This window comes from Legionella lytica (assembly GCF_023921225.1).
In the GTDB taxonomy this organism is placed as follows: domain Bacteria; phylum Pseudomonadota; class Gammaproteobacteria; order Legionellales; family Legionellaceae; genus Legionella; species Legionella lytica.
On sequence record NZ_CP071527.1, the window covers coordinates 2,829,579 to 2,855,664 of the forward strand.

A 26,086-nucleotide genomic window follows, 5' to 3' on the forward strand; every position below is an offset into this window, starting at 1 on the left:
AATGTTAACCTTTTAAATGATTCATCTTATCTACGTCGATGTTGCCTCGATTTCTATAAAGCAACATTACTATGGCCAAACCAATCGCAGCTTCAGCAGCAGCAACGGTCAAAATAAAAAAGACAAAAACCTGTCCTCCAATCTCATTAAAATAATGAGAAAACGCAATAAAATTCGTGTTTACTGCAAGTAACATCAGTTCAACACAGATAAGGAGTAAAATGATATTTTTGCGATTTATCATCATTCCAACAAGGCCTAAGCCAAACAAAATCGCACCTAATATCAGGTAATTATTGACCGGTATCATATGGTATTCCCCAATACTTATTTTTCTGTCTTCATAGTAACTAATTCAACTCGATCACTTCTACGAGTCATAATCTGCTGCTTAACATCTTGTCTCTTCGAATATCTTGCACCACGATGTACTAAAGTAATTGCAGAAACAATCGCAACTAATAAGAGTACTGCTGCAAGCTCAAAAGCCAGGAAATAATCAGTATAAAGAACCATACCTAATGCTTCAGTGTTTGAAGCCTCAACTAAAATTGGCTCAGGTTTTTGCTGAGATGCCTCACCTGACTGAAGCGTCGAAGATGCAACTACGGGCTTAGTCTCAACATTGCTCTTAAGTGAACCTTCTGGAATAGCTTTCATTAACAATGCAATGAATAATGCAACGATAATTAAGCCAAACGGAAGATAACGTTTTAATTGACCTTTTACCGATTCAACATCAATGTTAAGCATCATGACCACGAACAAGAATAAGGTCATTACCGCGCCGACATAAACCAGTACTAGAATTAAGGCTAAAAACTCAGCCTCTGCCAATATCCACAAAACTGAACTCGTAAAGAAAGTGAATACGAGAAACAGAACGCAACGAACAGGGTTACTTTGAGTAACCGCCAGTAATGCAGAACCAACCGTTAAGGCTGCAAAAACATAAAAAATAGCTTGAATTAATAAGTCATGCATACATTACCCCATTATCGGTACTTTTCGTCAGCAGCTCGATCTGCTGCAAGTTTTGGTTCCATTAAATCACCCAGAGCCAAAAGTTTTTCTTTGGTCATGATATTCTGGCCGCGCTCACTCACATGATAATGCTGTATCGGAGTAACAACGATGGAATCAACTGGACAGGACTCTTCACATAAACCACAGTTAATGCACTTAAATACATCAATGTCATAGCGAGTCGTGCGACGTGAACCGTCATCACGTGGCTCGGACTCAATGGTGATTGCCAATGCAGGACATACCGCTTCACATAATTTACATGCGATGCAACGCTCTTCCCCGTTAGGATAGCGGCGAAGCGCTAATAAACCCCTAAAGCGAGGAGAAATTGGCGTTTGTTCCTCAGGGAACTGCACGGTTATTTTTTTCTTAAAGAAATACCTTACAGTCAGCTTTAAACCCGCCAATAGCTCTATTAATAGAAAACTTCGGAGGTAATACTTAATATTTTGATATACTTTTTTCATCGGCTTCTCTTTTAACCATCAAAACCAAGGTTTAACCTGAGCAACTACCATTACGGCCGTTACTATAATCCAAACAATGGTAACCGGGATGAGTACTTTCCAACCTAAACGCATAAGTTGGTCATAACGATACCGTGGAAACGTCGCTCTTACCCATAAATAAACAAAGAGGAAAAAGCTGATTTTCGCGAGTAACCACACAAAGCCAGGAACAACGAAGAATATATCTTCTAAAACAGGGATCCCTTCAAATGGAGACATCCAACCGCCTAAGAACAAAATACTCAACATCACCGAAATCAGAATCATGCTCGCGTATTCTGATAAGAAGAACAACGCAAACCCTATTCCTGAATACTCTACATGGAATCCCGCAACAATTTCTGACTCACCTTCGGCAAGGTCAAAAGGTGCTCTATTCGTTTCAGCAATACCAGCAATCCAAAACACTAAAAATAATGGAAGCAACGGCACAAACCACCAATGAAGCATCCCACCTTTCTGTGAATTAACAATCTCGGTAAGGTTCATGCTGTTAGCCGCCAATAAAACACCGACAAGGGCAAATCCCATGGCAATTTCATACGACACGGTTTGCGCGGTGCTTCTTAATGCACCAAACATCGCATATTTAGAGTTAGATGCCCAACCCGCAATGAGAACCCCATAAACACCAAGCGAGCTCATTGCAAAAACGAACAATACCCCCGCATTAATGTTTGCTAGAACGACTCCTTCCTGAAAAGGAACCACAGCCCAACCAGCAAGAGCAGGTACCAAGGCAAAAAGTGGTGCGATAATGAAAAGATATTTATTTGATCGCGTTGGAATAATAATTTCTTTCGTGATCAATTTAATCAAGTCAGCTATAGGCTGCAGTAAGCCTTTCACCCCAACTCGGTTAGGACCAATACGCAATTGAATGTAGCCAATAACTTTACGCTCAGCATAAATTAAATATGCAACACATAAGAGTAATGGGACTACAATTACGAGTATCTTCAGAACAACCCAAATTAATATGCTAATATCATGCAGCATTTTCTTACCTGCCTAGCGCTTAATAGTTATTGCAGCAAATGAATGACCCAAATCAACTGTTTCAGGCATCGCGTTTGCTACCCATACAACATCTGCCGCAATTCGCTCATCACGTTTAAGCGGCAATGTTATCTCAATATCTCCCTGAGATACAGTAGCAATTTCATCTAATTGCAATCGATCTGCCGTTGTTGGATTCATCCGTATGCATGCAACATCAGCGGCAGCACATAACTGCAGCTCTTTAGCATTTCTTACAATTGAATCAACACGATACAGAGGCCATTCACCTACACGAATCAAAGATTCATTAATCAGTGGTAAGCTCTCAGGATAATAAGGGGTATAGTCTTGCTCGACAGTGATTGCAGCAACCGCTTTAATCTCAGACAAAACATCTTCTGTTGAAGTATATTCAAAATCTTTACACTGGAATAAGTTACCTAATACGCGTAACACTTTCCAAGCTGGGCGAGCTTGGTCGTGAGGAGGCAATGCTCCTTTTACACTTTGCCAAGTATTATCAACATTGATATAGGTACCAGAAGTTTCAGCATAAGGTGCTATCGGTAAAATTACATCAGCATAATCGTGCATTGATTCATGGTTATAGGCCGTCATTAAGACGACAAACTCAGCGGCAAGCATGGATTGGCGTGCACCGTATGGATTTGCAAAATCGAAACCAGGCTCAACCCCCATTAATACATATGCTTTTAACTTAGCATTCAGCGCTGCTTGTACATCTAAACCAGCTTTTGAATCAGCCTTACCAGCAACGGTTCGATGAGGAACCATACCAGCCATCCATGCACCCGCAGTATTCGCTCCGTGAGTTAAGCGAACCACTTTGGCACCACTTAATTTTTCAATCAAATGAACCATGGTACGAATTAAAGCTGCCTCAGGATGGTTCTCGCAAAGAGCACCGGTGATTAAGCACGCTTTTTCTTCTTTAAGTACCTTCGCAAGACCGTCTACTGCTGCATCTGCATGCAAACCAATTAATAGTTTTTGTACTTCTTCAGGTAATGCTTTTGCATCATCCGCAAGTGCTTTAACCAGTTTAGCTAATTGCATTGGCATTTCTAATGGAGAAACGATAAAGCGCTCTTCAACGTCAAAATGATAATCATAATCAACTGAGTTAATAGCATAAACTTTGGCACCATTACGGAATGCCTTACGAACTCGTACTCCTGCTAATGGAACTTCGCGCTCAATGTTAGAACCAACGATTACGATTGTGTGTTGATTTTCAATGTCAGCATAAGCTAATGAGCTTACCGGAGTTGTTGCTTGATTTTCCTGATCTTTAAAATCAACTTGCTGTAGACGGTGGTCCAAATTATGCACATCAAGTTCGCGCATTAATTTTTGTAATAAATAAAGCTCTTCTAATGAAGAAGAACTGGATGCAAATGCAGCGACTTGCTCTCCGCCATTTTGTTTAATTACGCGACTTAAACCATCAGCAGTAAACTTTAAAGCAGTTTCCCAATCAACCTCTTCCCATTGACCATTACGCTTAATTTGAGGTTTGCTTGCTCTGTGCTCGCTTTTTAATCCTAAATAGCTAAATCGATCACGGTCAGACAACCAAGTTTCATTAATTGATTCATTTTCTTTAGGAACAACACGCATCAATTCGTTTCTACGAGTATGGATAAATACGTTGGAACCCAAGCAATCGTGAGGGGCCAAACTATCGTATTGGGACATTTCCCAAGCTCGTGCAGTAAACCGGTAAGGTTTTGACGTCAACGCACCAACGGGGCATAAATCGATAATGTTACCGGAAACCTCTGACTTCATGCTATGTTGCACGTAGGTTCCAATTTGCATCTTTTCCCCACGACCAGTAGCACCTAATTCCCGTACTCCAGCAATTTCATCACCAAAACGAACACAGCGAGTACAGTGGATGCAACGAGTCATTTCTGTTGCAATCAGTGCCCCTAAATCATCATCATTAACTGAACGTTTTGTTTCAGTGTAAGTTGATTCATCAGCACCAAAGCCCATAGAAACATCTTGCAATTCACACTCACCACCTTGGTCGCATATTGGGCAGTCCAAAGGATGGTTAATTAGTAAGAATTCCATTACCGCTTTTTGCGAGTAAAGAGCTTGTTCTGATTTGGTAAAGACTTTCATGCCATTGGTAATTGGCGTAGCGCAAGCAGGAACTGGCTTTCTGCCATTTTCCACTTCAACTAAGCACATACGGCAGTTTGCTGCTACAGAAAGTTTTTTATGATAGCAAAAACGTGGAATATGAATACCGGCCTCATCAGCAACTTCGATGATCATTTTACCGTTTTCTGCTTCAAATGTTTTACCGTCGATTTCAATAGTAGTTGTCATGGTTAAAACCTTCTAATTATGCTGCGACGATCGAGCGTTTATGCTTAATGAAGTAATCAAATTCATGATAAAAGTGTTTAACGAAACTTTGCACAGGCCAAGCAGCTGCTTCCCCTAACGCACAAATGGTTCGTCCTTCGATGTTGTCCGCAACATTGACTAACTTCTCTATATCACCCGGCTCTCCATGGCCATCTTTGATTCGATGTAATAAGCGTACTAACCAACCTGTACCTTCTCGGCAAGGTGTACACTGACCACAAGACTCATCCATATAAAATTCTGAAATTCGATATAAAGCGTCTACCATACAGGTTGTTTCATCCATAATGATCACAGCACCAGAACCCAATCCAGAGCCTGCTTTTTGGATGCTGTCGTAATCCATATCAAGCCCCATCATCACATCACCAGGTAAAACAGGCATAGACGAACCACCAGGAATTACTGCTTTGATTTTACGGTTATGCAGCACGCCACCGGCAAGTTCCAACAGAGTTTTGAATGGAGTACCTAATGGGATTTCAAAGTTGCCAGGTTTATTTACATGACCACTGACGCTAAAGCACTTAGCACCACCATTATTAGGCTTGCCAAGTTTTAAGAACCATTCACCACCTTTTTCCAGAATTACAGGAACAGATGCAAAGGTTTCGGTGTTGTTAATGGTTGTAGGTTTGCCATATAAACCATAGTTCGCAGGGAACGGTGGTTTAAAGCGAGGTTGTCCTTTCTTACCTTCTAAAGAATTAAGTAAGGCAGTTTCTTCACCACAAATATAGGCACCAGCACCTAAATGATTGAATAAATCAAAATCGACACCAGAACCTAAAATATTTTTACCTAATAAACCGGCTGCATAAGCTTCTTTTAAAGCAGCTTCGGTGCGCTCGTAAGGTAACCAGAATTCACCTCGAATGTAGTTATAACCAACTGTCGCCCCCATCACATAACCGGCAATCGCCATACCTTCAATCAGCTGATGAGGATTTAAGGCTAGAATTTCACGGTCTTTACAGGTCCCAGGTTCACCTTCATCCGAATTACATACAACATATTTTTGTACGGGAGAATTACGATTCATAAAACTCCACTTTAATCCGGTAGGGAATCCAGCACCGCCACGGCCTCGTAATGCGGAGGTTTTTAATTCATCAATAATTAATTGGGGAGAAGTTTGCTCTTTTAAGATCTTTCTCCAGGCACTGTATCCACCAACACTTTCATAAGCAGATAGAGTCCAAGGCTCTGGTAAATGAACTGTTCGGTAACAAACTTGATTTAATTCGACCACGGCAACCACCTCTATCTTTTATTCGTATTGGCCCAACACTTTATCTATCGACTCAGGAGTTAGATTCTCGTGATAATCTTTATCTACCTGCATCATCGGCGCATTAACACACGCACCTAAGCATTCAACAGAGCGTAAAGTAAAACGTCCATCATCTGTAGTTTCACCTAACTTAACTCCTAATTTCTTTTCTAGGTGCTCAACCACACCAGCAGAACCACGTAACATACAAGAGATGTTGGTGCAAACATTCAGTAAGTGCTTACCAACAGGTTTATGTTCATACATGGTATAGAAACTTGCTACTTCATATACAGCAATGGCGGGCATTTCAAGATAATTAGCTACTGCATCCATCAACTCTGGAGTTAAATGATTATGCTCTTCTTGAACAATTCTCAAGGCACTCATTACTGCAGATTGTCTTTGATCTTGAGGATATTTTGCTATCCAATGATCAATATCTTGCATGCGTTCTTTCGATATCAATTGATTTAATATTTTTGCTGAATTATCAGACATATCTAAACCTTTATCTCATATGTACAAACAATAAATCCTGGTTGCCGTTCTCTTGCTCCCAGGTTATGTTTAATACATCACACTAGTGTAAATTCGATATAATGTTTTTATATCGAACTGAATTTAAGTTGATCTAACGATCAATTTCACCAAACACGATATCCTGACTTGCCAGAATAGCCACACCATCTGCAAGCATATGTCCTCTTGCCATTTCATCAAAACTTGATAAATGCGCGAATCCGGGAGCACGAATTTTCAGTCGGTACGGTTTATTAGCGCCATCTGATACCATATAAATACCAAACTCACCTTTTGGCGCCTCAACAGCGCTATATACTTCGCCACGAGGCAAGCAAAAGCCTTCCGTGAATAATTTGAAATGATGAATTAAGGCTTCCATATCGTGCTTCATTTCCACACGTCGTGGTGGTGTAATTTTATGATCATCAAGACGAACAGGTCCTGGATTTTTTCTTAACCATTCCACACATTGTCTAATAATTCGATTTGACTGTCTTAATTCTTCAACACGAACTAAATAACGGTCGTAACAATCCCCAGTTTTGCCAACTGGTACATCAAAATCGACTTTGTCATAAGCTGCATAGCTTTGCTTCTTACGTAGATCCCAAGCAATACCTGAACCGCGTAGCATTGGACCGGTAAAACCCCATTGTAAGGCTTGTTCTGGTGAAACAACACCGATATCTACTGTACGCTGCTTCCAAATTCTATTGTCAGTTAACAAAGTTTCATATTCATCAACACAACGTGGAAAGCGCTCGGTAAACGCCCAAATAAAATCAAGCAAGGTACCACTACGGTCTTGATTCATTTTTTCTACTTCACGATCATTATGCCATCTTGAAGCCTTATACTGAGGCATAGTATCAGGCAAATCACGAGCAACTCCCCCTGGTCTGTAGTAGGTGGCATGCATACGTGCGCCAGACACAGCTTCATAGCAGTCAAATAAATCCTCGCGCTCTCTGAAGCAATACAGAAATACGGTCATTGCACCAATATCCAGTGCAATCGCACCTAACCATAAAAGATGGTTTAAAACACGAGTAATCTCATCAAACATAGTACGGATGTACTGTGCTCTTAAGGGGGCTTCAATACCTAAAAGTTTTTCTATGGAACGCACATAAGCATGTTCATTACACATCATCGATACATAATCTAAACGGTCCATGTAACCAATGCTTTGGATATATGGTTTTGTTTCCGCTAATTTTTCAGTTGCTCTGTGCAATAAACCAATGTGTGGATCGGCGCGAACAATAGTCTCACCTTCCAGCTCAAGAACCAAACGCAAAACCCCATGGGCTGCGGGATGTTGTGGACCAAAATTTAACGTGTAATTCTTTAATTCAATCATTATTCGCCGCCCTTCTCATTAACTATATAACGGTTATCATTACGAATAACCTTGGGCACCAATACTCTGGGCACTATATCAACAGGTGCGTAAATAACTTTTTGTAATTTTGCATCGTAGCGCATTTCAACCTCACCACTGAGAGGGAAATCTTTACGGAATGGATGTCCAATAAACCCATAATCGGTCAAAATACGTCTTAAATCCGGATGCCCATCAAATAAAACACCATACAAATCGTAGGCTTCACGCTCAAACCAATTAGCACCTTTCCAAAGATGATGCACTGAAGGAATAACCAGGTGTTTTTCATTAAGGAACACTTTAACGCGTAAACGATGATTTTTTTGTGTCGAAAGCAGGTGATAAACTACAGCAAAACGTGGCTTATTCAGTGCATAGGCTTTAGCATCTTGGCGCTCTACGCCGCGAGAAAACCCTTTTTCTGTTGCAGAATCAGTTTCCCAGTCGTACTCGCCATAAAGCAGATAATCCACTGCGCAAAGATCGATAAGTTGATCAAATGCAAAAGCGGGAACCTCACGCAATTCCATCATTAATGTTTTTACGTTAGCCACATCACATTCAACGGTTACTTCGTCAAATGCAACACTCAGGTCGCTGATATGACTCGCTAACTCAGTCTTTAGTCTTTCAACCAAATAATCATTTTTTGTCATCTAATTTGCACCTTTGATGATCTTACGCTTCTAATATGTTTTTACGTCTGATTTTATTCTGTAATTGAATAATACCGTAAAGCAATGCTTCAGCGGTTGGCGGACATCCTGGAACATAAACATCGACAGGAACAATCCGATCACAGCCACGAACGACTGAATAAGAATAGTGATAATAACCACCACCATTGGCACATGAACCCATGGAAATAACCCAACGTGGTTCAGGCATTTGATCATAAACTTTGCGTAAAGCAGGAGCCATCTTATTACATAAGGTCCCTGCAACAATCATGACGTCTGATTGGCGTGGACTTGGACGGAAAATGATACCAAACCGATCCAAATCGTAACGCGCAGCACCAACGTGCATCATCTCGACTGCACAGCATGCCAAACCAAAAGTCATAGGCCACATAGAGCCACTACGTGCCCATCCAACAAGTTTGTCGACCGAAGTCGTTACAAAGCCACTTTTTTGCAATTCTGCAACCGCCATAGCTAGCCTCTAAGCAGTTAAATATTAATAAAAAACATTCGTAACGTCTCAATAGTCTTTTGGATTTAGTAAGTAATCTCAAAAATTTAAATAACTATTTATGAGACTCTTACTATAATCAAACGACAAAAGAGAAGTTACGATTCGTAAAACTATTTGTCACGCTTCTAAAATTATTCCCACTCTAACGCGCCACGCTTCCATTCATAAATAAAGCCAATGACTAATAAACCGAGGAATAACATCATTCCGGAAAAACCAAACCATCCAATTTTGCGTAAGACTAAAGCCCAGGGAAAGAAAAATGCGGTTTCCAAATCAAAGATGATAAATAGTATTGCTACTAGATAGAAACGCACATCAAAAGGCAAATGGGAGTTTTCAAATGCGCCAAAGCCACACTCGTAAGGTGCGTTTTTAGCAGCATCAGGACTATGTTTTGAAAGCAGGGCACCAGCTCCCAACATCACCAGGCCAAGAACCAATCCGATGATTATGAATACAAGAACGGGTAAGTATTGAGATAGCATTATGTCACCTTGCTCATTAAATGGTGCCGAAGGCCGGACTCGAACCGGCACGGCTTACGCCACCGCCCCCTCAAGACGGCGTGTCTACCAATTCCACCACTTCGGCAATTCTTATTATTAGGCTTTGTCTACCATTCAAAGTTAATGAATGGCAAACACCCCAAGTGTTTTATTCTTTTTTACCACCTTGGCTGTTATCAACAGGTACTGGAATTGAATTCACAGGTACGTTGGTTTGTTGAGGAGCAGCTAGCTGATCTACTTTGTGATATTGTACAGATACCATGTAAGACAGCAATAGACTAGTGACAAAAAATGTTAGCGCTAAACCACCAGTTAATTTAAATAAAAAGCTACCAGTTCCCTGACTACCAAATAATGTATTTGATGCACCAGAACCAAAAGCTGCGCCAATATCAGCACCTTTACCATGTTGAATAAGAACCAAGCCAATTAAGACTATAGCTACTAACACATGTATAACTAATATCAATTGATACATTTCACAATTTCCACAAACTGTTTCGCATTTAACGATGCTCCACCTACTAAGCCACCATCAACATCAGGCATAGCAAATAAAGCCGCGGCATTATTTTCATTTACGCTACCTCCATAGAGGATAGATAAATGCTCAGCATCATCACGATTAATTTCACTAACCAGTTTCCTGATAAACTGGTGCACGGTCTGTGCTTCATCTGGTGATGCAGTTTTTCCTGTGCCTATAGCCCAAACAGGCTCATAAGCTATAACACAGTTTTGAAAGCAATTATTATTTTCACTTACAGCCAGAATTTGTCTGGCAATTACTTGTTCTGTGTGTCCTTTTTCACGCTCTTCTAGCGTTTCACCAACGCAAAGAACAGGTATCATATCATGTTCTTTAACATGGTGGAATTTTTGTGCCACAAATTTTTCATCTTCTTGAAAAATATGTCTTCTTTCAGAATGTCCAACTAAAACATAATGGCAATTAAATTCTTTTAACATAGGGCCAGACAATTCGCCTGTGAATGCACCTGCGTCCTTTGGATAGACATTCTGAGCGCCGAGTTTAATGCTACTCATTGCCAGTAATTCATTGACTTGCGGTATATAAATGGCAGGCGGCATAATTGCTACATGAAGCTTGTCGTTAATGCTTAGCATTTCCTTGAGCTGATTCGTTAATTGAATCACTTGCTGCAATTGGCCATTCATTTTCCAATTACCAGCAACTATTTTATGCCTCATATGCTGCCCTCTCGCGTTCAACCCCGCGACTATACCCAAACTAAGTTAAGATGTGTAGTCTTATTATTATTTTTTTACGAAAAAAGCAGTTTATTGCCAATAAACGTTTTGATGTCATGCAGGTTTAATCCTCACATGCGCAATTTCCAACCATAAAGAAATTCATTAGACACATTTTTCGAGGGAGATTTGAATCTGTTAAAGAAAACCTGGTTGCAAGCAACCAGGCTACATTTATTTTAATGAGGTAGGCTTTTTTCGATTTGGCTGATATCGTCACATAGCTTTTGTGCCTGTTGCACAACTAAAGACTGATCTTGCCCCTCAACCATAACGCGCAATAAAGGCTCGGTGCCTGAGGGACGTAATAGGACTCGGCCTTCACCTTGCAAACTGGTTTCCAAGCTTTTTACCACACGAATTACTTCTGAGTTCTTAGCAAGTAAGGAAGCATGTGTGGTTTTTAAATTAACCAAGCTTTGTGGTAGCAACGAAATACCGCCTGTTAGTTCCTGTAAGCTCTTTCCTTGTTTCACCATAATGGATAAGACTTGTAGAGCAGCCACAATACCATCACCGGTTGTGGTCTTATCAAGACAAACGATATGGCCTGATGTTTCGCCACCAATCTTCCAATTATTTTCGCGTAGCGCCTCTAGAACATAGCGATCCCCTACATTGGAGCGAATGAAAGGAATACCTAATTCGGCAATAGCCATTTCGAGGCCATAATTACTCATGATGGTACCCACAACACCGCCATGTAAAACACCTCGTTCATGTCGATCTTTAGCAATGATATAGAGAATTTGATCCCCATCAACGACATTACCTTTTGCATCGACTAACAGTACACGGTCACCATCCCCATCTAAACCAATACCAATATCAGCACCAGTGCTGAGAACCTTTTGAATCAGATGTGCAGGAGAGGTTGACCCACAATCCTGATTGATATTAAAACCATCCGGCTTATTGCCAATTGCAGTAACATTGGCGCCTAATTCGGCAAAAACATTGGGAGCAATGTGATAAGTAGCACCATTAGCACAATCAACCACAATTTTTAGACCTGATAAACGAGTCATCGATGGAATAGTTGATTTACAAAACTCAATGTAACGACCCGTTGCGTCATTAATGCGTGTAGCCTTACCTAATTGCTCTGAAGGAACCGTTTCCATCTTTTTATCTAATTCAGCTTCAATTTCAAGCTCTACACTGTCAGGGATCTTACCTCCTTCAGCGGAGAAGAATTTGATGCCATTATCTTCAAATAGGTTATGTGAAGCACTAATCACAATCCCGGCATTAGCTCGTAGTGTTTGTGTTAAATATGCAATTGCTGGCGTCGGCATTGGACCCAATAAGGCTACGTCAACACCTGCTGCAGATAAACCTGCCTCTAATGCAGATTCCAGCATATAACCTGACACGCGCGTGTCTTTACCGATAACAACCTTTTTACGATGGCCGTTTGCCAGCACACGTCCTACGGCCCAACCTAATTTTAAAACAAATTCAGGATTAATATTTGATAATCCTACGTGTCCACGTATACCATCAGTACCAAAATATTTACGTTGACTCATCCTTTCCTACCTTATTGTTAGACTATTGCGCTCGTTCCACTAAATCGATCATTTTTAACGCCTGATTAGTTTCATCAACATCATGCGTTCTTATAATTCCTATGCCCTTTAAGGCCGCATATACAGCCAGGGTAATACTTCCTATTAAACGATCATCCACCTCTTTGTTGAGCACGGCTCCTATTGAACTCTTGCGTGACACACCTAAAAGAAATGGCATTTCAAATTCAGCAAAATGCTCAAGCATCTTTATTAAATATAAGTTATCTTGCGTTTGTTTGCCAAAACCAAAGCCAAAATCTAAAATTAAATGTTGTTTTTCAATGCCTGCATTCAAACAGGCACTAATGCGTTCAATAAAAAACCGTCTCACTGTTTCATAAACCCCATCAGGATAATGAGGGTTTTGCTGCATTGTACGAGGCACACCCTGCATGTGCATCAGACACACTGGAACCGCTAACTCAGCGGCCATTTCCAGTGCGCCTTCTGTACGTAATGCATTAATATCATTAATTATATTAGCCCCAGCCTTAACAGCTGCAGCCATCACTGCCGGCTTAGTTGTATCAATTGAAATACAAACGTTGGAATAAGCACGAATTTGTTCGATAACGGGTATCACTCTGTTCAGCTCGTCATCAACGGATACTGACTCCGCTCCAGGCTTAGTCGATTCACCGCCTATATCAATTAAATCAGCTCCTTGGGCAATTAAACGCAAGGCATGCTTACACGCATTATCCTGAGATAAAAACTTACCACCATCAGAAAAAGAATTAGGGGTTACATTTAAGATTCCCATAATCAATGGTTTTTCAGAATAACACTCGGTAGGAAGCTGGCTGCGCCGTGCAAGCCAGCTTAAAAATTGCTCTGCATTCACCTACTGTTCTCACTTAAAACGACTAGTGTTCTTCAGCAGGATTAACACTTACCTCTGTATCACCTGACTTTGCAGGCGCGTCATTGACTACATCAGTCTTATCCAAGGGCTTGGCCGTCGTTCCCCAATCTTGTGGAGGAGAAGGCTCTTTACCAGACATAATTTCTTGAATTTGCCGTGTATCAATGGTTTCATATTTAATCAAGCTCTGTGCCATAAGATGTAATTTATCCATATTGGCAACCAAGATTTCTTTGGCCCTTTGATAATTTCTATCGATAATGGCTCGAACTTCATCATCAATTTGCTGAGCAGTTCTATCAGACATTTCTTTATGTTTATTCATAGAACGTCCAAGGAATACCTCTTCCTCTTCTTCCCCAAAAGTAAGCGGCCCAAGAGATGATAATCCCCAAGAAGTAACCATCTTACGTGCAATTTCAGTTGAACGCATAATGTCATTCGATGCGCCTGTAGTAACACTTTCTAGTCCAAAAATCAGTTCTTCGGCTATTCGCCCACCAAACAAACTAGAGAGTTGGCTTTCCAAACGACGCTTGCTATGGCTGTAGCGATCTTGCTCAGGCAAGAACATAGTAACACCTAATGCACGTCCACGTGGAATAATAGACACTTTATATACTGGATCATGTTCTGGTACAGATAAACCAACAATAGCATGTCCTGCTTCATGATATGCCGTTAATTTCTTCTCGTTATCGTCCATCACCATGGAGCGACGTTCAGCCCCCATCATAATCTTATCTTTGGCTTTCTCTAATTCAATCATGCTTACTTTGCGCTTATTTGCACGTGCGGCAAACAGTGCAGCTTCATTCACTAGATTTGATAAATCAGCTCCAGAAAACCCTGGGGTACCACGTGCAATATCCATTACTTCAATACCACTATCTACTGGAACTTTCTGTAGATGTACTCTTAAGATTTGCTCACGACCGCGAATATCAGGTAACGGAACAACAACCTGACGGTCAAAGCGACCAGGGCGCAATAATGCAGGATCTAAAACGTCCGGACGGTTAGTTGCCGCCACAACTATAACGCCTTCGCTTCCTTCAAAGCCATCCATTTCAACGAGTAATTGGTTCAATGTTTGTTCACGCTCATCATGACCACCGCCAAGACCGGCCCCGCGATGTCTACCCACAGCATCGATTTCGTCAATAAAAATAATGCATGGGGCATGCTTCTTCGCTTGCTCGAACATATCACGCACACGAGATGCACCGACACCAACAAACATTTCAACGAAGTCAGAACCTGAAATCGTGAAAAAAGGTACTTTCGCTTCACCTGCAACCGCTCTTGCCAATAAGGTCTTACCAGTTCCTGGAGAACCAACAAGTAAAACTCCACGGGGAATACGTCCACCGAGGTTTTGGAATTTGGTTGGATCGCGTAAGAAGTCAACCAACTCCTTCACTTCGTCTTTGGCTTCATCAACTCCTGCTACATCAGCAAAAGTAACCTTAACTTGATCTTCACCTAATAGGCGAGCACGTGAACGACCGAAAGACATAGCTCCACGACCACCCCCACCTTGCATCTGCCGCATAAAGAAGACCCAAACACCTATCAATAAGAGCATTGGGAACCAGTTTACAAACAGGTGTAATAAAAAGCTTTCTTGCTGCTTTTCTTGCCCGCTAACGTCAACCTTGCTTTTTAATAGCTCGCCAAGCAGTGCATTGTCTTGCATTGGCATATAGGTAATAAAGCGCTTATTATTTTTAGTTATCCCTTTGATGATTTTATCATCTTCAATAGTCACCGTATTGACCATACCCTGATCGACTTCTTTCAGAAATTGGCTGTAGGAAATTTTCTCGGCAGCAGAGTTGCGAGGCCCGAAATTACTGAAAACAGAGACCAGCACGATCGCTATGATCAGCCATAAAAACAAATTCTTAACCATGTCGTTCAAAGTATTAACCTCGTTAGTGCGTAAAGCTTTATATTTAAGAGGACAAAATTCTTAATCTATAAAGTTACTATAAATTGTATCCCTTTGCCAGCAAATAGGTTTCTTTTGAACGTGCTCGTGAAGCAGCCGGTTTACGAATGACCACTTTATCAAAAGAAGCTTTTGCCTGTTTTACCAAATCATCAAAACCTGAACCATGAAATATCTTAACTAACATAGAGCCGCCAGGCTTTAACATTTTATCTGCGAAATCAAAAGCTAACTCCACTAAATACATCGCTCGAGGAATATCAATCGCAGTGGTACCACTCATATTTGGGGCCATATCCGATAAAACCAAGTCCACGCTGCGCTCAGGAATTAAATCCATCAGTTGTTGCAAAACTTCATCTTCACGGAAATCGCCCAGAATAACATCCACATCAGGAAGAGAATCCATGGGCAAAATATCTAAAGCCACAATCCGCCCCCGTCCTTGCAGACGCTCAGAAACATATTGCGTCCAGCCTCCTGGAGCGGCACCCAAATCAACCACCGTCATGCCAGGTTTAAGCAAAGACTCTTTGTCATCGACTTCTTTAAGTTTATATACGGCACGGCTGCGGTATCCTTCAGCCTGAGCTTTTTTCACATAAATATCATCAAAATGCTCTTGCAACCAGCGTTTACTGCTTTTGGTACGACTCATAATTAGTACTATAATGTTTATAATTTTATATCAATTTAGCTTATGATACTGAATTTCACTACCTATTCCCAGCAAAACGTGCAATAATTTGCCATTTTATTAGTCTTAAGGAATCCTTTGCTGTGGACACATCATTTAAACGCTCACTTAAAGCCCAAGCCCATCATTTAAAGCCTGTAGTTCTTATTGGCGCAAAAGGTTTAACTGAAGCGGTAGCCGCAGAAACTGATGTTGCATTGCTTGCCCATGAGTTAATTAAAGTTAAAATTAATGGAGCAGAGCGAGAAGACCGCATACTTATGGCGAATGAGCTATGCCAACAGTTAAGTGCAGAGCTGGTACAGTTAATCGGAAATACCGCCATTATTTATCGTAAGAATGAAGATAAGTAGTTAAATTATTAATAATCCTCTCGTGTTATTTTTTCAGCATCATTAAACCGGTATAGTCTGGTTGCTTGTAACCAGGAACGGAATTCTTCCCTTAGCTATTCCTGTTGTTGCATTGAAAAACCTGGTTGCAAGCAACCAGGCTATGCCAATCAATAAGGCAATATAATGCACGAGAAGTCCATTTTTTTATCAAGGAAATACACAAAGTTTGCTTCTAAGACATTAGTCAACTTGCAGCAGCGGATTGTTCAGGTGTATCATTTGAGGCAATGTATTTTCCTTGGCAACCAATTTTAGGGTCTGTAAACAGCCCTAAAATAAAGGGTACTAATTTATTGTCTGGCCTATGATACTAAAACACTTACCTAATATATTAACTTTATTTCGATTAGGACTGATCGTTCCTTTTCTAATGTTTTTGTATCGTCATGAATACGTTAATTCTTTTTACACGTTTATTCTTGCGGGAGTTACTGATGGACTGGATGGGCTTCTAGCCAGGCGTTTTAATTGGCAAAGTTTTTTTGGCTCTTTTGTTGACCCCCTAGCCGATAAATTACTAATTGCGTCAAGCTTTATTGCCTTGGCAGTAATGAATGCACTCCCCTGGTGGCTAGTAGCTCTAGTGTTCCTACGTGACTTGACGATTTCTATGGGTGTTCTTGCCTGGTATCACTTTATTCGTCGTAAACTGGATTTTAAACCCACGTTATTAAGTAAAATTAATACTGCACTCCAATTAACCTTAGTCACCTTGTGTTTATTTGAATTAGCCTATTTTCAATTCCCTAATTACATCTTAAATACGCTTATCGGCTTAACCACGTTCACAACAGCCACAACTTATGTTGACTACATTTGGACCTGGAGTAGAAAAGCCTGGCCTAAAAAAGAATTGTCTCAATGAACAAGCAGTTAGCCTTAGCTATCAAATTAAATGATGAAGCAACCCTGTCTGACTTTAACTGGGGTGAAAATAAGCTATTGCAACAACAATTACAGCGCATGTTGACACTAAAAGAAGAGCGTTTGCTGTATCTCTGGGGCTGTAATGGCAGCGGAAAATCCCATTTATTACAAGCATCTTGTCAGGCAGTTAATTCCACTGAGTCTGCAATTTATCTACCTTTGAATTTACTTAAAGAATGGGGACCGCAAGCGATTGAAGGCTTAGAAGAGCAAGCCTTAATTTGTATTGATGATATTGATGCGATTGCTGGGGACTCTGCCTGGGAAGAAGCAATTTTCCACTTGTATAATAAAATCAAGGATATGGAAAAAAGCCTTTTAATTATTTCGGGTAATCAGTCACCAACTACTCTGCCGATTAAATTGCTTGACTTACGCTCCCGGCTAAGTTGGGGCTTGGTGATTCAACTGATGGAGCTAAGTGATGAAGATAAAATTAATACCTTAAAACTGCACGCGGCACGGCGTGGTTTTGACTTACCTGAAAGTGTGGGACAGTTCCTGATTAGTCGCTGCTCACGTAATATGCATGACTTGCATCAACTGCTTAATCGTCTAGATGATGCTTCTTTAGCAGCCCAACGCAAAATTACCATTCCTTTTGTTAAGAATATTTTGGGTATTTAATTTAAACCCCTATGTCTAACTGATAAGCCATGCCCTTACAAAATTACCTTACGGTATGCCCTAAAACGAAAATGCCTCAGATTCGCCTAGTGTTGTCCCCATTAAAGAACAAGTCATCTCTCGTTCAATAGGTTGGCTTCTCATGAATGAGTAACGATTGGTGCTGGCTTTTACTGTTACCGAAACTAGCTCATCTTCTGTTTGTGCATTTTGCTTTAACGTGGCTAGCTGCTGTTTGGTATCAACGGCCTCACTGATATGTTCTTTTAAGTTTCCTAATTTTTCTTGTTCACGTGTCAAGGAATCACGATTACATAAGGTAGCAATTTTTGCATCATCAAGACCCAGCCAACTACTCACCAATGACTCTAACCCAGGAAATTCAACAAACCAGAATAAACTCATAGCCGCAAAGCCAACCAATGTGCTACACAATAATACGGGTAAAGATACAGGTGAGACCGAGGTCATAATAAGGCCGAAAAGACTTAAAGAAACGGTTTGCGCGGCACAGAAACTACCACCAAATCTTAATACCGCAAAAATTGTTGATAGCGCTAATTTAACAGAATGCATCTGACTATCATGCAGAGCCTGCTCAAATTGGTCGCTAACCGTACTCAACTTAATAAAACACTGCTCCAGCAAAGTGCTAATCTGCCCCAATTGCTGCAATTCATTTTCAGGAAGTCTTAATAAAGAATATTTCGCGATTTTCTTTCTGATGTTCTTTATTTCATTATATTGTTGGAAATAAACGTCTAACAGCTTGTAAGCATCCGTAAGTTTAATATCTAAGCTATCAGATAACTTAGCCAGCTCAAATCCACAAAAGGCAATAATTGATAAGGTGGAGAAAATAAAACCACTCGCGAGAACAACCGCTGCAGGCAGAGCAAAAATGGTCATAATCGTAACCACACAATCAAAACCATCACAGGCAACAACTAACATACCTGCCGTCGTAAGTAAGCCCAATTTTACAGTATTGTATAAGGACGAATCACTTTTCGGCTTATTCGCAAGGTTTACCTCACCATTCATCGCCAGACATAAGTCATGTAAAAGTTCGGTTCGTAATGACAACAGAAGAAATTCGATTTCTTGCTGCGAATGTGTTGGCGAACCAATCACCGTGCCTTGCTCTTGAAACCAGGAGAAAAACGAAGTCAGTGGAAGGGTTGTTGGTATTGGTTCCTGTGGTCTCAAGGCGCAAGCAAGCTGGAATTTACGGAGTAATTCCTGTGAATGCGAACTGAGATCTACATAAATATCAACCAATGTCTAATCCCCACTAATTTGGCAACGAGTCGATTATACACTAATAAACGCTAAACTGTACATACTTTGAACACAAGTTATTCGAATATTTAGCTCCGTGATCAAAAATATTCCATTTGACTCTAGGAGAACCATAGTCACTCAAAAGCTTACCTCTGTTTTATTAAGGTAATTACTTTATGCTAGCCCTTAGCTCAATATCATAGAATAGCTTAACTTTAATCCAGAGGCAGCTCTACGATGAATTAATTACTGGGTTTGAGTTTCACCAACATATTGTCGGTTTAAACAATATAAAGTGAATTAGAAAACTGATCAATTATCATACCGTTCAATAAGATATGTTTTTATATCAAATTGTGACTTAATAAGGATAATCTATTTTCTCATCTTTTTGCTCAAATAAAAATCATGTCATATAATTATAAGACGAACATTGAGCAAGGATGGCGAACATGAAGAAAACAATTATCGCATTATTAGTGTTTGTGCCCACTATATTATTAAGTGGCTGCTATGTCACCACAACCACCACTCCTAATAATTACTATTATTCAGGTTATACAGGTTATTACCCAGGCTGGAATACTACCTATTATGGCGGCTGGGGCGGCTATCGAAATGCCTGGTATAGAAATACTGCCTGGAGAGGATGGGGACATCATGGAGGCTGGGGTTACCATGGTGGATTACATCGTGGTGGTGCTTGGCACAGCGGTGGCTGGCATCGCGGCGGTGGCTTCCGACATCGCTAAGCGCTTTCCTAAGACTAGATTGCAAAATGGTACTGGAATGCAAGGCTCCAGTACCATTTTTATTAGATTACTGAATACTCTGCATCATTCATTTCCGCATTAACGGCTTCCGCCTTGATGATAATAAAACGGCTTAAATAAGGTGATACTAGCCACATTAAAAAGGCTATTGCCAAGGAAACCAAACCAATACACGCAAAAACGTCTGTATAAAGCATGAGCGATTGTACGCCTGGTTTAATATGTTCCGGTAAGGCCGTATACGATGCAACACTGGCGCCAATGAAACCCGAAATAGAAGAGGCTAAAAACCAGATCCCCATGACAAATCCGGTCATGCTTACAGGTACCAACTCCGCCACCATAGCCACCCCCAAAGCAGAAACTAAAAGTTCGCCAATACTTTGAAATAAATAGCTAATAATGAGCCACCATGAAGAAACCATACCATTCTCAGTATAAAAATAGCGTGCAAAATACAAGACTAAAAAACTAAAAGCACACATGGTCATGCCTAGAGCGAATTTATAGGGGGTAAAAAATGGAATTCCTTTTTGATTCAATCGAGAATAACAAGAAGCTAAAACAGGGCTCATCAAGATAATCCAAATCGGATTTAAAGCTTGAAAACTTTGAGCATCGAAAGTAATTCCCAAAAAGTTCGGAGTCACATTGTTCACCGCAAATAAATTAAGTGACGTAGGCATTTGTTGGTATAAAACAAAGAAAATAAGCGCTTCAATCATCAGTACCAATGCCACAATCATCCGCAACATGGCAGCTTTGTTCTCTTTACAGGCTAAATACCCATAATAGGCCATAACTAGACAGGTAATCGCCCAAAATAAATTTTTTGCTAAGGAAACGTGTTGTAATAAATACGCAGAAAGTTCCGTAAGTAGATAAATACCAATGAAGATCATAAGCCAATGTACTAAGGCAATTCGACGCTGATCAGCAAGGGTATTAATGTGGGCAACATGCTGGCGCTGTAACCAATAATTACCTAAGCCCAATAAGAGCCCGATTGCACTCATTAGGTAAGCATAAGAATAACCATAGTGGCTGGCAACCACCGGCCCGACAATTAAAGCAATCATACTGCCTAAGTTAATGGCCATGTAATACAAGGTAAATCCACCATGCAATCGTGAATCTTGAGGCCTATAACACTTAGCTAATAAGCTGGAAGGATTTGCTTTGAATAAACCATTACCGACACACACCAGTCCCAAAGCGAGAAATACATGCTCTTTATCAGTAATTGCCAAGGAAAAATATCCAGCCGATAAAACGACTAAGCCCAATACAATAGTGCGTTTGGTTCCTAAGATGGAATCACCTAAATAGCCGCCAATCACAACCATGCCATAGACTAAGGCAGAAAAAGCCCCAAAGGTATAATAAGAATCTATGTCGCTATAACCTAAATAACGAATGAAGTATAAAGTTAAAATCCCTTGAACTGTATAAAACCCAAACCGTTCCCATAATTCTAACAAAAAAATCATGTGAAATGCCCGTGGCTGTTCACGAAGTAGGTTCAGCATGAGTCTTCCTTCCCTAGAGGATAATATTTAAACTTAAAATAATTTTTTGCTTTTTGCAATGCGTCTTATTGCAAGACCCAAACTAGAATTTGTAAACACCCCTTAAAAGGAGGCAAATCGGTTTTCTTCTTCATCACTATTTGATTCATCTCGTCCTTCAGAATCTGCATCACGATGAGAGTCTTCCTCTCGCTCAATATCCTCTGTCTCTTTCTGAGATTCCTCAACATGAGCATCGTGTTCTATAAGCGACTCATCAATAGCAATATCCTCTTCAGTATCAAAGAGCTCCTCAGTTACCGCCGTGGTTTGCTCATGGCTAAGGCTAGCTATCACAGCCTCTCTGGTGCCTAAAAGATGCTCCAGCATCGCGCCAGTTGAATTTAATTCTGCATGCTTGGTTTGACCATGATCTAAATTCTCGTGTTCTTGCTGGCTTTGTGTTGTTTGCGCGGTATTGGCATTTGTATGTTCCAAGGTGTTATCTAAGCCATTCGCTTCTGTTTTTTCTGCATCACTCTTCCCAAAGACATTACGCAGCTTATCAAGTAACCAATTTCCTGCATCACGCAACATTGGACCAAAGATACGTGCGGCAAGATATGTAGCACTCGCTACCCCGACCGCCGCGAGCATTGGAAAACCAACTGTTGGAAAAAATAAAGACAGAACTAAACCCACCATAGCCAGGGATGCAAAACCAACGCCAAGCCCTTTATCCAAAATATGGATGAACTCTAATTTTTTAACTTTTTCATTAACTACGGCTTCTCGTTCTTTTAACCCAGTTATTTTATCTTTTTGTTCCCCGTATTGCTTTTTCAATAAATCAACCTGAGCACAAAGCGCATGTTGTTCTGCCTTGGTAGTAGCCCGTGCCAGAGATTCCTGCACTATTTTCGCCTGCTCTTGTATCAGGGCCATTTCCCCTTCCGCATGAGCAATTTCGCTAACCAGTGCTTTTCTTTCTTTTCCTAAGTGGTAGCGTTCGTAAATAGCTTTACCCAATAAAAAAGTACTTAAGGCTATACTTACCCCACCAAGAAGCAGACCAATTGGCATTGCTGCTGCAGGTACTAAAATGGAAGTAAGGGTAAGACCGAGCAATACACCGGAATACATCCAACGTGCATTATTATTTAATGTAAAGGGAACTTTTTCGCCGTAAATATAGGAGGACAAATAAATCATGGGGATAAGAAGAAAATCCAGAGCGGCTAAAGCGGCCCCCCCCCAATGAAGCCCATGGCTAAGCCCACCAGGTGTTTGCAAACCAGGGATTTTGGTGAAGGACCCTCCCACATGAACTGCCTTATCGCCTAACTCACTGGCATTTTTAACAAATTGGGAGAGAAAGGGTATCCTTTTCAACAGAGGCGTTGATTCTGTTGGCTTTTTGATATTGTACAGTACTGGCGCTTGCATTTGCATTAACAAGTCGTTTGCTTGTTCGACTGAAATAACAGCATTGCTCTCTTGCTCAGCTCCCATAACCCACCTAAAATAGCTTTATTCATTTTTAATATAGCAATAAAAACTTAAGAAAGTCTGATGATGCTTGCTAATCAACAGCGATCTCAACTATATTTTCTCTTAGAAATCATTAACAGTAGTAAAAATAATATGACGGCTAAAAAAGCCCTTTATCTAGCAGGTGGTGGTGCCCGTGGTGCGTATCAAGCGGGTGTTCTTAAAGCTATTGGCCATATTTTACAAGTTAAAAAACTGCCTTTTAGTCTAGTCAGTGGTGTGAGCGTGGGCAGCATTAATGCGGTTGTTCTTGCAGAGAATGCAGATGACTTTCCTGCAGCTCTAGACAAGCTAGAAATGCTTTGGAGTGAAATCCATTGCCAGCAAATTTATAAAGCCAGCAATTACGAGCTGGGTAAATCGGTGATGCGGAATGTCAGTACGTTAATTATAAAGCAGCGTGAAACAGGACATTTACTCGATACCACCCCATTAAAAGCGCTCATTGAAGAAACAATGGATTTTCCCCGCATTGCGAAAAACATCAGTGAGGGACATCTTAATACCTTGGAAATCATTAGCAATTGCTATCAAACCAACCAGACCATTTCTTTTTATGCCCACAATAGCCCAGATTTTACAGATTGGCATTATCCACGACACAGCAGTCAACGGACAGAAATTAAAGCAGAACATATTTTAGCCTCCAGCGCGTTACCTTTATTCTTTCCAACAGTACCGTTGGATGGATTTCATTATGGCGATGGTAGTGTTGGCTTAGTATCACCACTACGAGGAGCAATTCGTTTTGAAGTAGATAAAATTATGATTCTAGGAACTCGTGCATTACCAACCTTTGCAGATGCCGATGAGACGCCTAATCATAGCGACATTCCCTTTGCACATATTCTTGGTAGTATGTTAAATGGTTTGTTTTTAGATAACCTGGATCGTGATATTGAAATGGTTAATCGCATGAATGAAATCGCCATGCTCATATCCATGTGGAGAAAACGCCACTCTCCCTGGAGACCAATCAATACTCTGCATTTACGTCCGAGCCAAGATATGGCTTCGATTGCGCAGGCACATTTTACTTCATTACCTGTATTATTGCGTTATTTGCTTAATGTTTTAGGCGCTAAAAATCATTCGGGTGATCTATTAAGCTTCCTGTTATTTGAGCGTGAATTTACACGGGAACTGCTTGAATTAGGTTTTCAAGATACAATTAATAATGCAAAGGCTGTTCTTGATTTTTTTGAATAAAAGAAGAATGATGACCTTAACGGTGTAGCCCGTATTACACTGCGCTAATACGGACTACATTCGTAGATATTCGAGAACTGTTTGGGTTTCTGGTTTAAATCCATGCCATATAAGGAATGCTTCTGCAGCTTGTTCAACGAGCATTCCTAAGCCATCTACAGCCTCACACCCACACTCTTTTGCATAATAAACAAAGGCGGTATCTTCTTGTTTCTGATAGGATAAGTCATAGCATAGTGGTTTTGTAGTAAGGCATTCTAGAGGCAAGGATGGTAGCTGCCCTGCTAAACTTGCAGAAGTTGCATTGATGATTAAATCAAAGACTCCGTTTAACTGATTGATACTCTGCACTTGGATTTGAGGGAATAATTGTTGCAGTTCTATGCCTTTGGCTTGGGTGCGATTGACAATAACTAACTCAGCGAGCTTATTTTGCAATAAGGGGTGAATAATCCCTCGAGCTGCGCCCCCCGCACCTAAAATGGCTACGCGCTTACCAGGCAAATTAATATAATGATGTAAATCACGAATTAAGCCCACCCCATCCGTGTTATCCGCGTGCAATTGATTGTCATTCATCCATAGAGTATTAGCCGCTCCTGCTAATTTACAACGTTCTGTAGTCTGCTGAGCCATCATAAAAGCCCGCTGTTTAAATGGTAAAGTAACATTAACGCCGCGACCTTGCTGATGAAAAAAATTCGTTAGCTGCTGTTCAAAGGACTGTTCATCTGCTTTAATTTTTGCATAAGTAAGTTGAATACCCGCTTGCTTTGCGAAATACTGATGAATTACTGGAGATAAACTATGGTCTATAGGATTACCCATCACTGCAAAACGCTGAAACACTACATCCTCCTCTTAATCTGTTCTTTTATTGCCAGTACATCCATCGCAGGCAGTCAATCCATTAATGTTTATCTTAAGTTAAAGCCGGACAATAATGTAGCCGCACTGATTAAAGACTTTAACCAATTTTTAGCCCAGGAGCAGGTTTTTGATACATATCAAATCACGCCCCATATTGAAAAAAGCCCTTTGCATGTCACATTATACATGGCGAATTATAATGACGCCCAAATTCCTAATATTATTAAACGGACGGCAAATTTGGCAAAGCAAGAAAAGCAAATTCCTCTTCTTACCTCACGCCTGGTTCCGTCCTCTAATGGCTATGTTATGCTTTCAGTAACCAATGTTCCACAAATACAAGGGCTAAGCAACAAAGCTTTAGAGGCATTATCGCACTTGCGCGATAAGGAAGCCCCTATTCCTACTTGGGCCACTCGAGACGTGGAGCGGCAAATCTTATTTAATCAATACGGTAGTCCTACGGTTTTAAATTATTATAAACCTCATTTTTCTGTGTTTACTGCGGATCATTTGAATAAATATGAAAGTGTACAATTGTATAATCAATTGCAAAAATTAATCCCTCAATTTGCTAAAAATCATCAGCTTCAGGTACGTGCTACGGCATTTGCTATTGGGGTGGGGATTGCGGACTCCCAGGGGCAGATCGTAAAAGAGTTGAAGTCGTTTAATTTAGAGTAGTCACTTAATTAAGCAAAAACAGAAGAATTCGCTACGCGCAGCGAAATCCGGGGGGC

At 40.6% G+C, this 26,086-nt stretch carries 27 protein-coding genes and 1 tRNA gene; 6 read left to right on the top strand and 22 right to left on the bottom strand.

Annotation, left to right across the window (positions count from 1 at the left end):
* Positions 1-4 precede the first annotated feature (4 nt).
* The 18 genes from nuoK to rlmE all read right to left on the bottom strand — a co-directional run bounded on the left by nuoK (position 5) and on the right by rlmE (position 16,163).
* Complete coding sequence (nuoK, locus tag J2N86_RS12465) at positions 5-310, bottom strand: NADH-quinone oxidoreductase subunit NuoK (RefSeq protein WP_133136502.1); 306 nt, start codon at positions 308-310, stop codon at positions 5-7.
* A gap of 17 nt (positions 311-327) precedes the next feature.
* The gene (locus J2N86_RS12470; protein WP_252579781.1) at positions 328-984 is read right to left on the bottom strand and encodes an NADH-quinone oxidoreductase subunit J; all 657 of its coding nucleotides are present in this window, start codon (positions 982-984) and stop codon (positions 328-330) included.
* A gap of 11 nt (positions 985-995) precedes the next feature.
* Positions 996-1,496 (bottom strand): NADH-quinone oxidoreductase subunit NuoI, encoded by a 501-nt coding sequence (nuoI, locus tag J2N86_RS12475; protein ID WP_252579782.1) that lies wholly within the window; start codon positions 1,494-1,496, stop codon positions 996-998.
* A gap of 18 nt (positions 1,497-1,514) precedes the next feature.
* Positions 1,515-2,537, bottom strand: a complete 1,023-nt coding sequence (gene nuoH / locus J2N86_RS12480; RefSeq protein WP_252579783.1) for an NADH-quinone oxidoreductase subunit NuoH — start codon at positions 2,535-2,537, stop codon at positions 1,515-1,517.
* Positions 2,538-2,549: 12 nt separating this feature from the next.
* The gene (gene nuoG, locus J2N86_RS12485) at positions 2,550-4,904 is read right to left on the bottom strand and encodes an NADH-quinone oxidoreductase subunit NuoG (RefSeq protein ID WP_252579784.1); all 2,355 of its coding nucleotides are present in this window, start codon (positions 4,902-4,904) and stop codon (positions 2,550-2,552) included.
* A 16-nt stretch (positions 4,905-4,920) separates the two neighbouring features.
* A complete protein-coding gene (gene nuoF, locus J2N86_RS12490) occupies positions 4,921-6,198 on the bottom strand; it encodes an NADH-quinone oxidoreductase subunit NuoF (protein WP_252579785.1) in 1,278 nt (425 codons plus the stop codon).
* An 18-nt stretch (positions 6,199-6,216) separates the two neighbouring features.
* Positions 6,217-6,720, bottom strand: a complete 504-nt coding sequence (gene nuoE, locus J2N86_RS12495; protein WP_252579786.1) for an NADH-quinone oxidoreductase subunit NuoE — start codon at positions 6,718-6,720, stop codon at positions 6,217-6,219.
* 133 nt (positions 6,721-6,853) lie between these two features.
* Positions 6,854-8,107, bottom strand: coding sequence for an NADH-quinone oxidoreductase subunit D (locus J2N86_RS12500; protein ID WP_252579787.1), 1,254 nt, complete (start codon positions 8,105-8,107; stop codon positions 6,854-6,856).
* On the bottom strand, positions 8,107-8,787 hold the full coding sequence (locus J2N86_RS12505; protein ID WP_252579788.1) for an NADH-quinone oxidoreductase subunit C: 681 nt from the start codon (positions 8,785-8,787) through the stop codon (positions 8,107-8,109). Before J2N86_RS12505 ends, J2N86_RS12500 begins: the two co-directional genes overlap by 1 nt.
* Before the next feature lie 22 nt (positions 8,788-8,809).
* The gene (locus J2N86_RS12510) at positions 8,810-9,286 is read right to left on the bottom strand and encodes a NuoB/complex I 20 kDa subunit family protein (protein WP_058534452.1); all 477 of its coding nucleotides are present in this window, start codon (positions 9,284-9,286) and stop codon (positions 8,810-8,812) included.
* A gap of 173 nt (positions 9,287-9,459) precedes the next feature.
* Positions 9,460-9,816 (bottom strand): NADH-quinone oxidoreductase subunit A, encoded by a 357-nt coding sequence (locus tag J2N86_RS12515; RefSeq protein ID WP_058534496.1) that lies wholly within the window; start codon positions 9,814-9,816, stop codon positions 9,460-9,462.
* A 21-nt stretch (positions 9,817-9,837) separates the two neighbouring features.
* A tRNA-Leu gene (locus J2N86_RS12520) sits at positions 9,838-9,922 on the bottom strand.
* Positions 9,923-9,985: 63 nt separating this feature from the next.
* On the bottom strand, positions 9,986-10,318 hold the full coding sequence (gene secG, locus J2N86_RS12525; RefSeq protein ID WP_252579789.1) for a preprotein translocase subunit SecG: 333 nt from the start codon (positions 10,316-10,318) through the stop codon (positions 9,986-9,988).
* The gene (gene tpiA, locus J2N86_RS12530) at positions 10,306-11,052 is read right to left on the bottom strand and encodes a triose-phosphate isomerase (protein ID WP_252579790.1); all 747 of its coding nucleotides are present in this window, start codon (positions 11,050-11,052) and stop codon (positions 10,306-10,308) included. The genes secG and tpiA overlap by 13 nt, the downstream gene beginning before the upstream one ends.
* Before the next feature lie 239 nt (positions 11,053-11,291).
* Positions 11,292-12,644: a phosphoglucosamine mutase gene (gene glmM, locus J2N86_RS12535; protein ID WP_252579791.1), complete on the bottom strand. Its 1,353-nt coding sequence runs from the start codon at positions 12,642-12,644 to the stop codon at positions 11,292-11,294.
* 22 nt (positions 12,645-12,666) lie between these two features.
* Positions 12,667-13,530: a dihydropteroate synthase gene (gene folP, locus J2N86_RS12540; protein WP_252579792.1), complete on the bottom strand. Its 864-nt coding sequence runs from the start codon at positions 13,528-13,530 to the stop codon at positions 12,667-12,669.
* 22 nt (positions 13,531-13,552) lie between these two features.
* Complete coding sequence (gene ftsH, locus J2N86_RS12545) at positions 13,553-15,466, bottom strand: ATP-dependent zinc metalloprotease FtsH (protein WP_252582454.1); 1,914 nt, start codon at positions 15,464-15,466, stop codon at positions 13,553-13,555.
* A 76-nt stretch (positions 15,467-15,542) separates the two neighbouring features.
* Positions 15,543-16,163 (bottom strand): 23S rRNA (uridine(2552)-2'-O)-methyltransferase RlmE, encoded by a 621-nt coding sequence (rlmE, locus tag J2N86_RS12550; protein ID WP_252579793.1) that lies wholly within the window; start codon positions 16,161-16,163, stop codon positions 15,543-15,545.
* A 122-nt stretch (positions 16,164-16,285) separates the two neighbouring features.
* Here rlmE and yhbY point away from each other — a divergent pair, with 122 nt between their 5' ends.
* The 3 genes from yhbY (at position 16,286) to hda (ending at position 18,151) form a co-directional block, all read left to right on the top strand.
* On the top strand, positions 16,286-16,555 hold the full coding sequence (gene yhbY, locus J2N86_RS12555) for a ribosome assembly RNA-binding protein YhbY (protein ID WP_252579794.1): 270 nt from the start codon (positions 16,286-16,288) through the stop codon (positions 16,553-16,555).
* Between the two features lie 346 nt (positions 16,556-16,901).
* The gene (locus J2N86_RS12560) at positions 16,902-17,462 is read left to right on the top strand and encodes a CDP-alcohol phosphatidyltransferase family protein (RefSeq protein WP_252579795.1); all 561 of its coding nucleotides are present in this window, start codon (positions 16,902-16,904) and stop codon (positions 17,460-17,462) included.
* Entirely contained in the window at positions 17,459-18,151 is a 693-nt protein-coding gene (gene hda / locus J2N86_RS12565) for a DnaA regulatory inactivator Hda (RefSeq protein ID WP_252579796.1), read from the top strand. Before J2N86_RS12560 ends, hda begins: the two co-directional genes overlap by 4 nt.
* A gap of 60 nt (positions 18,152-18,211) precedes the next feature.
* Here hda and J2N86_RS12570 read toward each other — a convergent pair whose 3' ends face one another.
* Positions 18,212-19,432, bottom strand: coding sequence for a hypothetical protein (locus J2N86_RS12570; RefSeq protein ID WP_252579797.1), 1,221 nt, complete (start codon positions 19,430-19,432; stop codon positions 18,212-18,214).
* 455 nt (positions 19,433-19,887) lie between these two features.
* On the opposite strand from J2N86_RS12570, the gene J2N86_RS12575 reads away from it, so the two are divergent.
* Complete coding sequence (locus J2N86_RS12575; protein ID WP_252579798.1) at positions 19,888-20,187, top strand: hypothetical protein; 300 nt, start codon at positions 19,888-19,890, stop codon at positions 20,185-20,187.
* A gap of 62 nt (positions 20,188-20,249) precedes the next feature.
* On the opposite strand, the gene J2N86_RS12580 is transcribed toward J2N86_RS12575, so the two are convergent.
* Both J2N86_RS12580 and J2N86_RS12585 read right to left on the bottom strand, forming a co-directional pair.
* Positions 20,250-21,737 carry an oligopeptide:H+ symporter gene (locus tag J2N86_RS12580; protein ID WP_252579799.1) on the bottom strand — a complete coding sequence of 496 codons (1,488 nt, stop codon included), beginning with the start codon at positions 21,735-21,737 and terminating at the stop codon, positions 20,250-20,252.
* A 102-nt stretch (positions 21,738-21,839) separates the two neighbouring features.
* Positions 21,840-23,228 carry a hypothetical protein gene (locus J2N86_RS12585; RefSeq protein WP_252579800.1) on the bottom strand — a complete coding sequence of 463 codons (1,389 nt, stop codon included), beginning with the start codon at positions 23,226-23,228 and terminating at the stop codon, positions 21,840-21,842.
* A 132-nt stretch (positions 23,229-23,360) separates the two neighbouring features.
* Between J2N86_RS12585 and J2N86_RS12590 the strand changes: the two genes are divergently transcribed.
* On the top strand, positions 23,361-24,476 hold the full coding sequence (locus tag J2N86_RS12590) for a patatin-like phospholipase family protein (RefSeq protein WP_322790922.1): 1,116 nt from the start codon (positions 23,361-23,363) through the stop codon (positions 24,474-24,476).
* Between the two features lie 54 nt (positions 24,477-24,530).
* On the opposite strand, the gene aroE is transcribed toward J2N86_RS12590, so the two are convergent.
* Positions 24,531-25,325, bottom strand: a complete 795-nt coding sequence (gene aroE, locus J2N86_RS12595) for a shikimate dehydrogenase (protein WP_252579802.1) — start codon at positions 25,323-25,325, stop codon at positions 24,531-24,533.
* Here aroE and J2N86_RS12600 point away from each other — a divergent pair.
* A complete protein-coding gene (locus J2N86_RS12600; protein ID WP_252579803.1) occupies positions 25,284-26,030 on the top strand; it encodes a hypothetical protein in 747 nt (248 codons plus the stop codon). The two genes, aroE and J2N86_RS12600, sit on opposite strands and share 42 nt — an antisense overlap.
* Positions 26,031-26,086 lie beyond the last annotated feature (56 nt).

Coding starts and splice junctions, on each gene's coding strand:
- nuoK (WP_133136502.1), bottom strand. CDS start 310: ATGATACCGGTCAATAATTACCTGATATTAGGTGCGATTTTGTTTGGC.
- J2N86_RS12470 (WP_252579781.1), bottom strand. CDS start 984: ATGCATGACTTATTAATTCAAGCTATTTTTTATGTTTTTGCAGCCTTA.
- nuoI (WP_252579782.1), bottom strand. CDS start 1,496: ATGAAAAAAGTATATCAAAATATTAAGTATTACCTCCGAAGTTTTCTA.
- nuoH (WP_252579783.1), bottom strand. CDS start 2,537: ATGCTGCATGATATTAGCATATTAATTTGGGTTGTTCTGAAGATACTC.
- nuoG (WP_252579784.1), bottom strand. CDS start 4,904: ATGACAACTACTATTGAAATCGACGGTAAAACATTTGAAGCAGAAAAC.
- nuoE (WP_252579786.1), bottom strand. CDS start 6,720: ATGTCTGATAATTCAGCAAAAATATTAAATCAATTGATATCGAAAGAA.
- J2N86_RS12500 (WP_252579787.1), bottom strand. CDS start 8,107: ATGATTGAATTAAAGAATTACACGTTAAATTTTGGTCCACAACATCCC.
- J2N86_RS12505 (WP_252579788.1), bottom strand. CDS start 8,787: ATGACAAAAAATGATTATTTGGTTGAAAGACTAAAGACTGAGTTAGCG.
- J2N86_RS12510 (WP_058534452.1), bottom strand. CDS start 9,286: ATGGCGGTTGCAGAATTGCAAAAAAGTGGCTTTGTAACGACTTCGGTC.
- J2N86_RS12515 (WP_058534496.1), bottom strand. CDS start 9,816: ATGCTATCTCAATACTTACCCGTTCTTGTATTCATAATCATCGGATTG.
- secG (WP_252579789.1), bottom strand. CDS start 10,318: ATGTATCAATTGATATTAGTTATACATGTGTTAGTAGCTATAGTCTTA.
- tpiA (WP_252579790.1), bottom strand. CDS start 11,052: ATGAGGCATAAAATAGTTGCTGGTAATTGGAAAATGAATGGCCAATTG.
- glmM (WP_252579791.1), bottom strand. CDS start 12,644: ATGAGTCAACGTAAATATTTTGGTACTGATGGTATACGTGGACACGTA.
- ftsH (WP_252582454.1), bottom strand. CDS start 15,466: ATGGTTAAGAATTTGTTTTTATGGCTGATCATAGCGATCGTGCTGGTC.
- rlmE (WP_252579793.1), bottom strand. CDS start 16,163: ATGAGTCGTACCAAAAGCAGTAAACGCTGGTTGCAAGAGCATTTTGAT.
- J2N86_RS12560 (WP_252579795.1), top strand. CDS start 16,902: ATGATACTAAAACACTTACCTAATATATTAACTTTATTTCGATTAGGA.
- hda (WP_252579796.1), top strand. CDS start 17,459: ATGAACAAGCAGTTAGCCTTAGCTATCAAATTAAATGATGAAGCAACC.
- J2N86_RS12575 (WP_252579798.1), top strand. CDS start 19,888: ATGAAGAAAACAATTATCGCATTATTAGTGTTTGTGCCCACTATATTA.
- J2N86_RS12580 (WP_252579799.1), bottom strand. CDS start 21,737: ATGCTGAACCTACTTCGTGAACAGCCACGGGCATTTCACATGATTTTT.
- J2N86_RS12585 (WP_252579800.1), bottom strand. CDS start 23,228: ATGGGAGCTGAGCAAGAGAGCAATGCTGTTATTTCAGTCGAACAAGCA.
- J2N86_RS12590 (WP_322790922.1), top strand. CDS start 23,361: ATGACGGCTAAAAAAGCCCTTTATCTAGCAGGTGGTGGTGCCCGTGGT.
- J2N86_RS12600 (WP_252579803.1), top strand. CDS start 25,284: ATGGTCTATAGGATTACCCATCACTGCAAAACGCTGAAACACTACATC.